Origin of the sequence: Streptomyces sp. NPDC047971 (genome assembly GCF_040653355.1) — a bacterium.
Classification (GTDB): Bacteria; Actinomycetota; Actinomycetes; order Streptomycetales; family Streptomycetaceae; genus Streptomyces.
In genome coordinates this window covers 141,520-155,699 of the sequence record NZ_JBEZNW010000001.1, presented here as the reverse complement: position 1 = coordinate 155,699, position 14,180 = coordinate 141,520, and the positions used below count along the sequence as shown (strand labels likewise).

General features: G+C 68.7%; 8 protein-coding genes and 1 pseudogene. 3 read left to right on the top strand and 6 right to left on the bottom strand.

All coding sequences use genetic code 11. The annotated features are described in order from the left end of the window. The first annotated feature begins 323 nt into the window (after positions 1-323). Positions 324-2,678: a SpoIIE family protein phosphatase gene (locus AB0D99_RS00750; RefSeq protein WP_362355251.1), complete on the top strand. Its 2,355-nt coding sequence runs from the start codon at positions 324-326 to the stop codon at positions 2,676-2,678. A gap of 34 nt (positions 2,679-2,712) precedes the next feature. Beyond that, positions 2,713-3,333, top strand: a pseudogene (locus AB0D99_RS00745) (IS630 family transposase); the annotation flags it as partial. A gap of 413 nt (positions 3,334-3,746) precedes the next feature. Here the strand turns inward: AB0D99_RS00745 and AB0D99_RS00740 are convergent. Next, entirely contained in the window at positions 3,747-5,015 is a 1,269-nt protein-coding gene (locus AB0D99_RS00740; RefSeq protein WP_362355247.1) for a cytochrome P450, read from the bottom strand. 401 nt (positions 5,016-5,416) lie between these two features. Then, positions 5,417-6,409, bottom strand: a complete 993-nt coding sequence (locus tag AB0D99_RS00735) for a phytanoyl-CoA dioxygenase family protein (protein ID WP_362355244.1) — start codon at positions 6,407-6,409, stop codon at positions 5,417-5,419. 452 nt (positions 6,410-6,861) lie between these two features. On the opposite strand from AB0D99_RS00735, the gene AB0D99_RS00730 reads away from it, so the two are divergent. Next, the gene (locus AB0D99_RS00730) at positions 6,862-8,298 is read left to right on the top strand and encodes an APC family permease (RefSeq protein ID WP_362355241.1); all 1,437 of its coding nucleotides are present in this window, start codon (positions 6,862-6,864) and stop codon (positions 8,296-8,298) included. Between the two features lie 180 nt (positions 8,299-8,478). Here AB0D99_RS00730 and AB0D99_RS00725 read toward each other — a convergent pair whose 3' ends face one another. From AB0D99_RS00725 to AB0D99_RS00710, 4 genes are all read right to left on the bottom strand, one after another. Continuing rightward, a complete protein-coding gene (locus tag AB0D99_RS00725) occupies positions 8,479-9,888 on the bottom strand; it encodes an FAD-dependent oxidoreductase (RefSeq protein WP_362355238.1) in 1,410 nt (469 codons plus the stop codon). Positions 9,889-10,165: 277 nt separating this feature from the next. Beyond that, positions 10,166-11,782, bottom strand: coding sequence for a transporter (locus AB0D99_RS00720; protein WP_362355235.1), 1,617 nt, complete (start codon positions 11,780-11,782; stop codon positions 10,166-10,168). Positions 11,783-12,529: 747 nt separating this feature from the next. Continuing rightward, on the bottom strand, positions 12,530-13,714 hold the full coding sequence (locus AB0D99_RS00715; protein ID WP_362355232.1) for a saccharopine dehydrogenase NADP-binding domain-containing protein: 1,185 nt from the start codon (positions 13,712-13,714) through the stop codon (positions 12,530-12,532). A gap of 8 nt (positions 13,715-13,722) precedes the next feature. Next, positions 13,723-14,166: an acyl-CoA thioesterase gene (locus AB0D99_RS00710; RefSeq protein WP_362355229.1), complete on the bottom strand. Its 444-nt coding sequence runs from the start codon at positions 14,164-14,166 to the stop codon at positions 13,723-13,725. Positions 14,167-14,180: the final 14 nt, after the last annotated feature.

Below are 14,180 nucleotides of genomic sequence, written 5' to 3'. Positions count from 1 at the left end.
GCTTTGCTCGTTTCTGGGGATCTCATGATGACGCTGTTTCACGCGGTCGGTTCTCCCCAGCGGCTCCCCAACGGACCGACGTTCTCCCCAGATTCTTTCCAGTGGGCACCGCTTACAGAGAGGTAACACCGCTGGTGAGGGACCTGATCCGAACCAGACAAGGGGCTGCAGACCGTAGCGGAAGACGGGCAGGGTCGCAGATGCCTCGCGCCCGCCTCCTGTTGGAAGGGTTGCGGGAGCGCGTGAGGCTTTCGGTTCCGGCGAGCGCTTCCCTGCCTACGCCGAGTAGCCTGACGTGGGGGGCCGTCCGTCGGGAGGCCGTCATGACAGGACCCGGGGCAGGAGAGCAGCAGGTCGGCACTCCGTTCAGCCCGGGGGCCATGGCCACAGCAGTGCTGGACCAGCGGGGCGACGTCATCGGTTGGGACGCCGCGGCCCAGGAACTCTACGGATATCTGGCGGACGATGTCCTCGGAAAGCCGGCCCGCAGGTTCTTCGTCCCCGTGGACGGACGCCCTCTCCTCGACCCGGACGTCCCCGTCGAGTCCTGGGGCGAGAAGCGGGCCTTGCGTAAACGCGGTGGGGGCGTCGTCGAGGTGGTGCTGTACGTCCTGCGGCTGGGGTCCGGCGAGGCTCGCCCGGCGACTGCGGCCTGGGGCATCCTGTCCGTCGCGGCCGAGCGGATGGATCGCTGGGTGACCGACCAGGCCATGCTGGCCGGGCTGTCCACTCAGTCGCCGATCTCGCTGACCGTGATCGGCTCGGACGGTCGCGTGAAGTGGGTCAACCCCGCCATGCAAGACCGGTTCGGCCTCTATCGCGATGACTGGTTCGGCGCACGGGCGCGGGACATCCTCCCCGAGGGCGAGATCATCTCCCCGGACTTCCGAGGACGGTCGTTCGAATCGGTGATCGATCAGGTCTATCGCACCGGCGAACCCGTCATCGACCTCCACTTCCGAAGCCCCCTGCCGGGTGACGCCGTCCATCTGCACGTCTGGTCCTGCTCCTACTTCCGCCTGCAGGACGCCGCCGGTCACCACCTGGGCGTATGCGAATCGGCCTTCGACATCACCGAGCGCTACGAGGCCCAACAACGCCTTGAGCTGCTGAGCCGCTCCAGCAGCATCGGGACGACACTGGACGGGATCCGGACGTGCGAGGAATTCGTCGCCGTGGCCGTCCCCGATCTCACGGACGCGGCATGGGTCGACCTGGCGGAGCCCGTGCTCACCGGAGAGGAACCTGGTCCCTGGGGCGTCTCGAAACCGTTGCGGCGGGTCACCCGCAGAGATACCACGGGTGACAAAGGCGCACCGACGGAGGACCTTCCCCCCGACGACAGGCAGTTGGTCCTTCCTCTGGCGGCCGGAGAGATGAGGCTCGGGGTTGTCACCCTTCTGCGCACCGCGGCGAGGGGCCCCTTCAATGATGCAGACCGTGCCCTTGCCACCGAACTGGTCGCCCACACGGCGGTGTGCATAGACAACGGGCGGCGTTACGCCCAAGAGCATGCCACCGCCCTGCTGTTCCAGCGCAATCTGCTCCCGCAGGAGCTGCCGGAGCTCACTGCCGTGGAGACCGCCCACCATTACGTCCCCAGCAAGGGGCCCACGGGGGTCGGCGGCGACTGGTACGACGTGATCACGCTGTCCGGCGCCCGCGTCGGGCTCGTCGTGGGCGACGTGGTGGGCCATGGGCTGCATGCCGCGGTGACGATGGGACGACTGCGGACGACCGTGCGAGCCCTGGCCGCTCTCGACCTCGCACCGGACGAACTCCTCAGCCGGGTCGACGACCTGGTCGGGCAGGCGCGTATCGGAAGTGATCCGAAAGAGGCGAACGGCATGGACCCGGCGGTGGGCGCGAGATGCCTGTACCTGGTGTACGACGCCGTCCACGGACGGTGTGCCGTGGCCAGCGCCGGTCATCTGCCCCCGGTCCTCGTCGCCCCAGGCGGCCCCGCCACGCCCCTGGACATCCCCGTCGGCCTGCCCCTGGGCATCGGGGGCATGCCCTTCGAATCCGCGGAGTTCGAGATCGCCGAAAGCAGTCTGCTGGCCCTGTTCACGGACGGACTGGTGACGGGCGCCCAGCACGACCCCGATGCCGGAGTCGCCGAGCTGTGCCGAACCCTGACCGAGTCCTCCGGTCTTCGCCCGGCCGGGATCCGGGGCCGGATCATCGCGTCCGGGCTCCCGGCCGACGCGCGCGACGACGCCGCGCTCCTCCTGGTCCGCGTCCACGCCCTGGCCGAGGACGACATGGCCAGCTGGCGCATAGCCCCGGACCCGGCGAAGGTGGCGGAGGCCCGTGCGGCCACGAATGCCCAACTGGCCCACTGGGGCCTCGACGCCGTCGGCTTTGTCGTCGAGCTGATCGTCAGCGAGCTCGTCACCAACGCGATCCGGTACGGGGCCCCGCCGGTGGACCTGCGGCTCCTGCGGGACAAGGACCGCACGCTGATCTGCGAGGTGTCGGACGGCCGCGAGACCTCACCACACCTGCGGCGGGCACGGCCGGATGAGGAGGGCGGCCGCGGCCTGTTCCTGGTCGCCCAGCTCGCCGATCAGTGGGGGACGCGCTACACGCGCGAAGGAAAGACGATCTGGGCCGAGGTCCCGATCGGGACGGACGCCGGCGGCCTCGACGCCTTCGGCGACGTACTCGGCGTCTGAAACGAATCAGAGACAGTCACTGTTTCGGATCAGTACCTTCCAGCGTCCGGACAAACGGGAGGTCGAGCAGGACCCAGAAGCGGTCCGCCTCTGGCGCGAGGAGACCTGGCCAGCGACCGGGGCGAGAGCGGAGAACGGTGAAGTCCTCTTCGTTGACCAGCTCGGGATCTTCTCGGACCAGGTCACCGGCCGCACCTGGGGCACAAAGGCGCCACTCCGGTCGTCCGCCGCACCGGGAACCGGTTCTCCGCGAACGCGATGTCCGCGATCAGCACCCGTGGCCGGATGCACTCCATGGTCTTCACCGAGTCGCTCGACGCGAAGGTCATGTGCCGCTTCCTCGCCCGCATCGTCGGGCACTTCGACCACAAGGTTCACCTGATCGTCGACCGGCACTCGGTCCACCGCTCGAAGACCGTCCGGATCTGGCTCGCAGGCCACAAGGCCCAGTTCGAGCTGCACTTCCTGCCCTCGTACTCACCCGAACTGAACCCGGACGAGCTGGTCAACGGCGACCTCCAACTCAGCCTGCCCCACACTCACCGGGCCAGGAACCAGACCGAACTCGCCGCCGAAACCCTCAGGTTCTTCCACAGACGCCGTCGTCAGCCCCACATCGTCCGCGGCTACTTTCGGCGGCCCCCACGTCCGCTAAGTCCTGGACGAGAACCCCGTGAAGGTCGGATCGCGGGTGAGTATCGGCGCATCATTTGGCCATGCTCGCGCACGTCTTCCAGGCCGCCACAGCACATCAGGCCGTGGAAAGGGGGCGGAACAGGTGAGACGGCCGGGTCATCGGGCTCACAGTGGCGGAGGTCCGGCGATTCCTGGCAGCTTGTCGTGCCCGGCCCCCGCAGCTGAGAGGCCGCCGAGGCAGACGGCATGCGCTGAGCTGGTCGAACTGGCGCCGTCGACGCCGAGCAGTCGCCCGCCGCTGTTACTGCCAGCGGCGCTGTCGCACGATCCAGAGGCGGTCTCGGTGAGACCGCTCCCGCACGTTCGAAGTCCCGCTACAATCCCGCCACCCGGCGAAGAGACCAGGTCAGACAGCGAAATCCTGCTGGAGTACTAGGCGGTCACGCGGACCTGTAGGGGAGCGCGGAAGGAGAGCAGGCCGAGGATCGGCGGTTGCTCGGCCGTCGGGGCGATGCGGGCGTCCGGGAGGCGGCGGGCAGCCGCGCGGAGGGCGAGGGCGGCTTCCATCCGGGCCAACGAGGCGCCCGGGCAGCGGTGCCGGCCCACGCCGAAGGACAGGTGGTGGCGGGCGTTCTCGCGGTGCGGGCACATCTGGTCCGGGGCGTCGAATACCTCCGGGTCCGAGCCGCTGCCCATGAGCATCAGCAGCAGCTGTGCCCCTGCGGGGACGTCCACGCCGCCGAGCGTCACGGGCTCGGCGGCCACCCGGCGCCATGTGGTCACCGGCGGTTCGCGACGCAGTACTTCCTCCACCCACACCTCGGCCAGACCCGGATCGCCGCCCGCGCCCGCGCGTGACCACAGCCCCGGCTCGGCCAGGGCCCGATGCAGCGTGGTGGAGATGAGCTGCCCGGTGGTGGACTGGCCGGCGATGAAGACGAAGAAGCACGCGCCGACCGCGGTCCCGACGTCCACCGGCCTGCCGTCATGCAGGCGGTGGCGGGTCAGCGCATCAACGAAGCTGCCGGACCGCGCAGAGGCGGCGCTCACGGTCGCGGTGAGCCACTGGTGGAACTCGCCGACCAGAATGGCCAGTTCCAGCTGCCGCTCGAGGGTGGGCCTGCCCCAGAACAGCTCCAGCGAGGCGTCGCTCCACCGGACCAGGGTGAGGGGGTCGACACCGTCGATGCCGAGGAGCTCCATCAGCACTCGGCAGGGAAGGATCTGGGCATAGGCCTCGAACAGGTCACAGGAGCCTGTCGCGTCGAGGCGCCGCTGAGCGGCGTCGAGGAGTTCGTCGGCTATGCGCTCGATGACGGGGATGGCCGCGGCGACGCGCTGGGCGTTGAAGAACCGGGTGACCACGCGCCGCAAACCGTGGTGACTGTCGGTGCCGTTGTTGGCGAGCGCGGGCGGGAGCCTGAAGCCAGCCCGGGCCAGTACCCGCAGCACGCCCACGGGCAGCGGGGTGACGGCGGCCTGCGCGTTGTCGGGGCGGAACGCCGCCGGGTCCAGCAAGACACGCCGGATGTCGTCGTAGCGGCTGACCAGCCACAGCCCGGTGCCCGGGTCCTGGTACACGGGGGCGTCGGTCCGCAGTGCGTCCAGCCAGGGGTGGGGATCGCGGACGAACCCGTCCCCGAACAGGTCGAGCCGGGACACCGCGGCGGATACGGGCAGGTCAAGGGCCGGGGGAGTCACGTCCGGACGCTAACACGTACGTGGTCCGGCACCGGGGTGTGCCCGGCCCCGCCATCCTGCCGACACGTCAGGGAAGTCGGCGATCGGTCGGCGTGAGCTCTGCGACACCTGGGACTGCTGACCGGGCATGTGAACCGTTGTCGGCTACGAAAACCGCCCTTGACCTGCAAAGGCAGGCAGGGAGCAGACAATCTGGGAGTTGCTTCGTGCCGCGTACCGAGTTCAAGTCGAAGAGCTAGCTGTCTGGCGTCGCAGTAGTTCAGGGTCATCATGTGCCTTCGGGTCAGCAAACGGTCAGCACGCGTCATCGCCGTGCCGATGCCCTTCGGGCACCCGGGGCGGGTACCCGAAGGGGAGGGCTTGGTCCGTGACACGGCGCGGAACATCGATGAGGTGACGGCTCAGAGCTTCAGGTGGTCGGCGAGCTCGCGGTAATCGCTCATCCAGAGGCCGGGGTTGCCGCTCGGGTACTGCGACCGGAAGCCGATGAGGCTCTGTACTCGGGGTGACAGGGTTCGGGCCGTCTCCATGGAGACGAGGAAGGGATACGCCTCCTCGCCGGTGAGGATGCTCGGTGACAGCCCGATGCTGAGCGCGCGGCGGTAGAAGTCGTCGGTCACGTTGGCACCGCCGCCGTGCGCTGTCTTGCCGCTGAACAGCAGGACGTCGCCGGCTTTCATGATCGCCGGAATCGTCTGTGCCGGGGTGCCGCGGTCCTCGTAGTCCGGCCAGTGGTTGCTGCCCGGGATCACCCGGGTGGCCCCGTTCTCCTCGGTGAACTCGGTCAGGGCGAAGAAGAAGTTGACGCCGGTCTCCGGCCCGCTCGGACCCATGCCGATGAACGGGTACCAGTTCTCCAGGTCGCGGTGCAGGGGCTGCGCCCTGTTGCCGGGGCCGATCTCGATGACTTGCCCGGTGACCATCCAGTAGCTGCCGCACTCCTCGAGGAAGATGGCATCGGCAAGGCCGTGGAGGAGGTCGTGGTCGATGATCTCCTTGCGGAAGACCTCACTGTGGGTGATCAGGTTGGTCAGTCGCTTGGTGTTGGAACCGAAGAATTCCTTGACCGCCTCGTTGCCGACCGTTGCTCCGGGACGGATACCGGCAAGGGCGGGCTCGACCTCCGCGTTGAAACGCGCGACCTGGTCTGAGGTGAGGAAGCCTTCGACGATGACCCCGCCGTCCTCGCGCATGATGCCGAGGATCTCCTCGATCGGTGTGTTGCTGCCGACCCTGTGCAGGCACGCGGTGGTGGCTTCAGGCATGGGCACAATCCGTTTCACTTGACTGCCCGCCGCGGAAGTGTTCCGCGTCCGGTTGCCGTCGGATGACGGCTGAGTGACGTCGCTCTCAGGCTGGCCTCGATCGGTACGGGGATCCATGTCGCTGCGCACCCCTGTGACGCTGCGGACAGTGCAGAGTGCACCGTGGGCTTTCATGGGGCCGAACACTCCTCCGGCGCGGCCGCTCCGGCCGATCGGCGCCCTTCTGTAGGAAGCCGGTGTCTCACGGATCAGGGTCGGCACACCGGCGGATGTCGTGGAGGGCCGGTCACCGGCGAGATGGGGACGGCATCCGCCAGGCTCAGGAGCCCTATCCACGGGGATCCGCCGGATGTGCAGTGTGCACCGGACGTACGGCGTCAACGGTCCACATTGCCGCTGGGCCCGTGCGCGTTCTGCTTGCAGTGTTGCGCCTCACATCGTCGGTGCCACGAACCCGGCGGAAGTCCACCACTCACAGGCAGGAAGATCGACATGACCGGATGGAACTGGGCCGCGGCACTGTGTGCCGCTCCCCCGAGCCGGCTCCTGGCCGGCGCGCCCTCCGTCGCAGGAGGCCTCCTATGAGCGGCATCCGGAGCACGGGCGCCGCGGCAGAGGTCGAAACCCCGCACCTCGAAGCCGGGCACCTCGGTCGCGGCACGCTCGTGTCGCTCTCCCTGGCATCGTTTTTTCCGGCGGTCGGCATCGCCCTCGTTCCGACGTTGGTCCTCACCGCGACCGGGAACGCCTCGGCCTGGCACGCGACGCTGCTCGCCGCCGTCTGCGTCGTGCTGATCGGACGCCCGATCATCGTGTTCGCACGCCGATTCGTCGCGACCGGCTCGCTGTACTCCTACGTCTCCGAAGTCTTCGGGCCGTGGGCGCGTTACCTGACCGGAGCGGCCATGGTGAGCGGCTTCGTCTGCGGGGTCGGCGGGCTTGCCATGCTCGTCGGCCTCTTCGTGGGCAGCTTCGTGCACGGTCGTCAGGCCGACCCGACGGACCTGTCGCCCCTGGAGTTCCCCACCCAGGTCGTCATCTTCGCGCTCGCCTTCCTGATCGCGTCCGCCATCGCGTACCGCGGGCTGGACAGTTCGGTGCGTATCGTGGTTGGCCTGGCTGTGCTCTCCATCCCCCTGGTCCTCGTCATCACCATTGCCAGCGCGCGGCACACCGGTCTTCAGCTCGCCACGCAGTTCGACTTCGCCCAGTTCAGCATGGGCTCCACGCTTCGTGGCGTGGCCATCGGCATCGCCTTCCTCGTGGGCTTCGAGAGCAGCGCGGCACTGGCAGCCGAGACGCGTGATCCCCGGCGCAATGTTCCCGTCGCCATCATGGCCGTGCCCGTCGTGCTGGGCGCTGTCTACACCGTCGCGACGATTCTGCAGGTTCCCGGTCTCCTGCAGGCCGGCGGCCAACTGGCCGCGGGGGCATCACCACCCGCGGCTCTGGCCGTGCAGGCAGGTCTGGGAACGACCGTGGGCGCGGCCACCGACCTCGTGCTGGCAGCCGCGTGTTTCTCCTCGCTCATCGCCTTCGTCAACTACGGCACCCGATTCGCGCTGGCCATGGCCGAGGACGGACTCCTTCCCGCATTCCTGACGCGCATCCACCCGAAGTTCCACAGCCCCCATGTGGCCGTCGTGTCGCTCGCCGTCGCCTGTTTCACGTTCATCTCGGCCGCCGTGTTCCTGATCGGAGACGTGGCATCCGCCTACAACGCCCTCACCACCTTGCTGGTGTACATCTGGGCCCTGCCGTACGTGCTGATTGCCGCGGGTGCCATCGTGCTGACGCGCCGGACCGGAGAGCTCCGGCCGGGCCTGTGGATCTCCGCCGTTCTCGGCGGGGCCGCCATGGCCTGGACCTATGCGAACGGCTGGATAAACCCTCCTGCGGCCCCGGCGGACTCCATGGCATGGATCGCTGTGGTCACTGTCGTCGTCGTCCTCGCTCTGATCGCGCTGAGCTCTCTTCGCCGCCGAGGTGCGCGGCAACCCGCGGCAGCTGAGGGCTGACCTGCTGGTGATGGCCCGGAAGGGGCGGTGGGTGCCTGGGCACCCACCGCCCCTTCCGGGCGTCCGGCTCCGGTGTGTGCTCCGGCTCGGCGCGGACGGGAAAGCGTGCGAAGGGGCCACGGGCAGTGGCTTACCCGTGGCCCCTTCGTGCGGAAAGGCGATTTCACCGCCGCCCGGTGACTAGCGGGAGGCCGGGACGTCGGCCGCCTCTGCGGTGGCCAGGGCGGCGACCTCGGCCGCCGCCCGTTCCCCGGCGATGACGGCACCCTCCAGCGAGCCGGCCCACCTGGGCGAGGTTTCCGAACCGGCGAAGTGCAGACGCCCGGCCGGCTCGGCGTAGCCCGGCCCGCTGGTGGTGAGGAGCCCCGGCGGCCAGGTCGGGACGCATCCCGTCGTCCAGCGCTCCTCCGTCCAGTTCATCTCGTGGTACTCGTCAGGATGGAGGGCCTCCTCTCCGAACGCCCGCGCCAAGCCCGCGAGGACCGCCTCACGACGCCGGACCGGGTCGGTCGGCATTGGGTCGGGCAGATCCGCACTCCTCCCGCCGTCGCCCCGCGCGAATCCGACGAGGACTCCCTGCTGCTCCCCGGGGGGAGTGTCGTCGAACGTCAGCATCAAAGGGGCGCTGTCGCTCATGGTCGCGCCGCTGAGGCCCTGACGACGCCAGAAAGGCTCCGGATAGACCACATGGACCTTGTAGGCGTGCAGCATCGACATACGCTCGCCCATGGTCCGTTGGGGCAGCGGGAGCTGGGGATCCACGCTGATGGCCGCGCGGTCGGAAGGGCTCATCGCGATCACCACGCGTCGAGCGTGATGGGTCCGGCCGGGTGTGTCGACCTCGACGTGGTCGTCGTACTGCCGGATCGCAAGAGTCGGGGAATCGAGGACGACGCGGTCTCCCAGTTCGGCGGCGATCCTCAGGCTCAGCTCGGCCGACCCCCCGGTGAACGAGCGTTCGTCGCCGCCGGAGAGAGACGCGAGGAGCGTTTCCACGCCGCCGATCGCGCGCAGATGGCGGAGGACGAAGAGCAGGGACATGTCGCCGGCCGTACCGCCGAGGGTCAGCGTGGCGATGATGGCCCACAGCGTGCGCGCCGTAGCCGACTTGGTGCTGCGGTTCACCCATGACGCGAAGGTGAGGGCGTCCAGTTCGGCCGCCTCCGGCGTCCCCAGCGCCTCGTCTCCCGGATACCGCTTGCCCAGGCGGTCCAGACGGAGCAAGGACCGCGCGAAGTCCGCCGAACCCAGTGGGTCGGCGGTCCACGGCATCGATCCGCTGAACTTGATCACGCGACCGCGGCGCTCCAACACCGCCTTTCCGTGCTCGTTGTGGGGCCAGGTCGACACGCCGAGCTCTTCTCCCAGCGCGATCAGCCGCTTGTACTCGGGACCGACCAGCTGGCCGCCTTCCTCCACGTACCGGCCGTTCCCGAGCCGGTGGAGCTTCGTACGCCCACCGACCCTGTCGCGGGCCTCGAGGACGCGCAGGGAGGAGATGCCCGCCTGGACGAGACGGCGTGCCGAGACGAGCCCGGACAGGCCGGCCCCCACCACGATCACGTCGACCGTCGAGTTCTCAGGTTCCATGTATTCCTCGCTCTCCCCGGATCTTGTGCTTCAGTTCACCTTCGCGACCGGCTTCACAACCGCTCTACGCCAACCCCCACCTGGTGCGGTCCGCCGGCGGTGCACTGTTCACCAGGCTCTGGGGAGGGCCCTTCGCTGCGGTCGCCGGGAATTCGAGGGCATCGGCCGGCACGCCATCCAAGAGCACGGGGTGGGTCCCCGACCCGTACTGCGGTCGGGGACCCACCCCGTGCGTGAGCAAGCGGCCTTCTCGGCGCCGGCGACATGCTGTGAACAGCTATTCCCTTGGGGCCTCGGCCTTCGGTTCGGCTTCCCTCCCCGTCAGGATCAGGTGTTCGACGTGCGGCGAATGGTGTTCGGAGCTCCCTTGTCCGTTCCGGCTGCCCAGCCACCCGAGCAGGAATGCCGCCGGTACGGAAATCAGGCCGGTGGTCTGGAGCGGATACCAGTTGAAGTCCGCGTCCGGGAACAGTGCGAACGAGTTACCGGAGATCGGGGGCGAGGCGATGGTGAGGGTGAGGCAGATCAGCAGCCCGCCGTAGACGGACCACAACAGCCCTCGACGATTGAACTTGCGCCAGAACAGGGAGTACACCAGCCCGGGAAAGACCGCCGACGCGGAAAGGTTCACCACGATGATGATCAGGAAGTCGATGGGGAACTCGTGCAGGGCGGCGGACATCGTCAGTGCCAGGACACAGAGGGCGATGATGACCGGACGAAGCAGCCGCGCTTCCTTGGTCTCGGCGTCGATGCGCCTGCCGTGTGCCAGTCCGTCGTGCACGGTGGAGACGGCAGCGGCGAAAGTCGCACTCGTCACGGTCGAGAGCACCGCGAGGAAAATGACACACGCCATCACGGTGATGAGGACGACCCGTACTGCCGAGCCGTAGGGAAACAGGTCCGCGGCCATGAGGATCACGGCGGACTGCCCGTTGCCATCGATCGCCGTGACGTCCAGGCCTTCCAGCATGGCCGCCGTCGCGAAACCCGCCGCGATCAGCAGGAAGACGATCACACCTCCCAGCCCCGCCGCGATGCTCATGGAGCGTCGCGCCGAGCGCCCGGAGCGGGACGCGGCCACACGCAGGACCAACGGGGGCAGCACGGCCATGCCGAGAACCTCGACGATGTTGTCGCCGAACCTGTCGAGCCCTGCGGCGCTCGTCGTGTAGACCCACATGCCGGGGTCCATGTAACTGTCCGGATCACTGCTCCCGCGCGCCGCAGACGCGAGAAGGCGTTCAGGGTTCCATCCGAATCTGGCGAGGGCCAGCAGCGTGATCGCCGCAAGCACCAGGATGGTCAGGGGCACCTTGACGACCTGGATGACGCTGACGCCGCGCAGATCGGCCACCGAGGCGAAGCAGGCGACGAGGACGCCCATCAGCACGGTGCACACCACCTGGGCCCCGGGCGTCGACATGCCGATCAGCAGAGCCGCGCTGAGGCCGGCGGCGCGCAGCTGGATCAGGAGCACGGGGATCGCGATGACCAGGGTCACCACGGCCGCGGCGATGCGGGGCGCCGCCCCTGACACCCGCAGGGAGAAGAGACCGCCCAGCGTGTAACGACCGCTGTTCCGGATCCTCTGCGCCAGCAGCAGCATCACCCCCATCGACATCATGATCTGGATCCCGAAGGAGATCCCGTCGTAGCCGTACAGGGTGACGGTCGCGGGGATCGTCAGCAGCGTGGCGATCGAGAGCCACTCGCCCGCCAGGGCGACTCCGTTGAAGACCGGGGAGAGAGAACGGTCGGCGATGTAGAGCCTTTCCGGATGATCCTCCTGACCGGCGGAGAGCGTGAAGAGCCACAGCATCGACAATCCGATGCACACCAGGAAGGCGATGATCACAGGGCCTCTGGTATCGGAACCGATCGGGGTGATCACGCCCTCACCGCTGAACGTGTCCGAGATGAAAGTCGGCAAGGTCATCGCTTCACCGCCAGGGCCCATGAGCGGGAGATGCGACCGGCATCTCGGACTGATCCATGCCGAGCCTCAGAGAATTCTCGACAGGATCGCACAGGCGCGTGGCGCACGTTTCGTACCACCAGGCCGTGCCGATGAACAGGACGACCTGGAGGATGGCGAACAGGATGCCCAGGGTGAATCGCCCGTGAAGCGACACGCCGGGTATGTCTGTGAACGAGCCCAGGGTGCTGATGCCGAAGGGAACCGCATTGACGAGGAAAAAGGAGCGTTGCGTGCTGCGGATGACACCGCGGAGACTTTCATGGTGTCGCAGGGAGGGGCCGTCCGAGTAGTGCGACCTCGGAGGGGACTGGGGATGCACGGATACCTCCGGCGAGTACGGGCGGGTGGCTGCGGCGTGCGGCATCGACGCGGCGGGGGACCGGGCAGCGGGCTCGTCACCGCAGCGTGGATCAGGTGAGGGCGGGAATCTCTTCGGGCACGTCCCGCACGTGGGAGTCCCGGACGACCTGCACGCTGGGCAGGTCGTCCGGGACCGCTCTCAGGCGATGCGTGTCCGCGACGTCGAAGCCCCCGGTGGCGCCGGCGCTCCCACAGAGGAGCTCATGCGGGTCCGAGGCCGGACGTACCGGCGCAGGACACTGGAGGTCCTCTCCGTCGACGCCGCGGTGGGTGGCCGGACTCGCTCTACGGACGTGGTGATCAGGCGGTGATCTCCTCGACCACGACCTCCACGACCTCGGCCGGGCGCTCGCCGTCGGAGCCGTGGCGCGCATACCGGGCCAGGTCGTCGAAGAAGGTGCGGGCGTCGATGACCTCGGGGCCGTGGACGCCCGGCCGGTCGACCTCACCTCGCGCCGCCATCAGCGTCGCCACGGCCAGGGGGATGCCGGTCATGGTGGCCATGCTGTCGTCGGGTACGACGAGGGGCCTGGCGCCGACCCGTACACGCTTGCCGTTCTTTGTGCCCTCGGCGACGGCGAAAAGCACGGGCAGGGACGGCGCGGGACCCGCCGCGGATCCCATGGTGTTCGGTTCGAGGACCAGGGCCCGGCTCGCCTCGGCCACATCGAGCTCACCGGAGCGGACCCGGTCCGCCGTGCGGATCACCGCCTCCATCAGCCGCGGACGGGACGACATGAGGTTGAGGGACTCCCGCACGCCGTCGCGGTACCGGGGAAGGGTCAGCGGCTCGGGATGACCGCAGACCCAGACCGGGGACTCGCCCCGTCCCGGGTAGCTGATCGAGCGCTCCTCGAGCGGCTGGGCGTCGGCGAGGCCGCCGTCGCGCCATGCCTTGATCGTCGCGGTGCAGTTGTGGATCCAGTGCTCCACCGCCGCGGAGGACCGCACGTCGGTGTCGACCTCCGCACGCTGGAAGCCGGAGGCGCGCCAGGAGGTGTAGATCGTCTCCACCGCCTCGCACTCGTCCATGGCCAGGACACCGAGGAGGTTGCTGATGCCGGGGCTCGCGCCGACTCCGATCACCGCCGTGATGCCGGCCTCGCGCGCGTCGGTGTCGAGATCGAGCATCTCGAGAGTCGGCTCGAAGTCGTCACAGATGTCGAGGTAGTGCGTCCGTGCCGCGATCGCGGCACGCAGAACGAGCGGACCGAACTGGTAGAACGGCCCTGCCGTGTTGAGTACGAAGTCGACATCGGCGAGTGCGCCGGCGAGCCCGTCCGCGTCGTAGATGTCCAGCGCGAGCGGCTTCGCCCGAGGGCCGAGCTCGTCGGCCAGTGCCTTGGCGGCCTGTTCGTTCCTGTCGGCGATGAGGACCTCGGCGATCTCCTCGGCGCTGGCCAGCACTCGGCAGGCGTGGGCGCCCATCTCTCCCGCGCCGCCCGTGACGAGGACTCGCTTTCCTGTGCGGTGTTCAGCAGCCATCGTGGGTCTCACTCTCCTGTTTTGTCGGCGGAAGTCGGGCCCTGGGGACGGTCGGGAGACGCGTGCTCGATGTCGGCGTCGAGTGCAGCACGCTCTCTCGCGGTGAGCGGCCGTGAGCGGCGAGCCTCGACGTCCCAGGCCACGAGCGTCGCCTCGGAGCGGTTGCGGACGGTGCCGGCGGCGTCGAGGAGCAGCTCCGCAAGGTCGAAACTCGAGCGGCCCACGCGCACCGGCCGCATGACGACCTGCAGCGGGCCGTCCTCCTCGAGGATCTCCCTGAGGTACTCCATCCGGTGCGAGGCCACGACGTACGCGGGCGCACGGGTCCGCCAACGGTCGCGGAGGTACTCCATCCGCGCTTGTTCGAAGGCCTTGGGGTAGACGGCGGCGGTCAGGTGGCCCAGGTAGTCGAAGTCGTACGTCCACGGGTGCACCGTCGTTGTCCAGCTCATGGCGTGCTCCAGGT

Coding starts and splice junctions, on each gene's coding strand:
- AB0D99_RS00715 (WP_362355232.1), bottom strand. CDS start 13,714: ATGGCTGCTGAACACCGCACAGGAAAGCGAGTCCTCGTCACGGGCGGC.
- AB0D99_RS00725 (WP_362355238.1), bottom strand. CDS start 9,888: ATGGAACCTGAGAACTCGACGGTCGACGTGATCGTGGTGGGGGCCGGC.
- AB0D99_RS00730 (WP_362355241.1), top strand. CDS start 6,862: ATGAGCGGCATCCGGAGCACGGGCGCCGCGGCAGAGGTCGAAACCCCG.
- AB0D99_RS00750 (WP_362355251.1), top strand. CDS start 324: ATGACAGGACCCGGGGCAGGAGAGCAGCAGGTCGGCACTCCGTTCAGC.
- AB0D99_RS00710 (WP_362355229.1), bottom strand. CDS start 14,166: ATGAGCTGGACAACGACGGTGCACCCGTGGACGTACGACTTCGACTAC.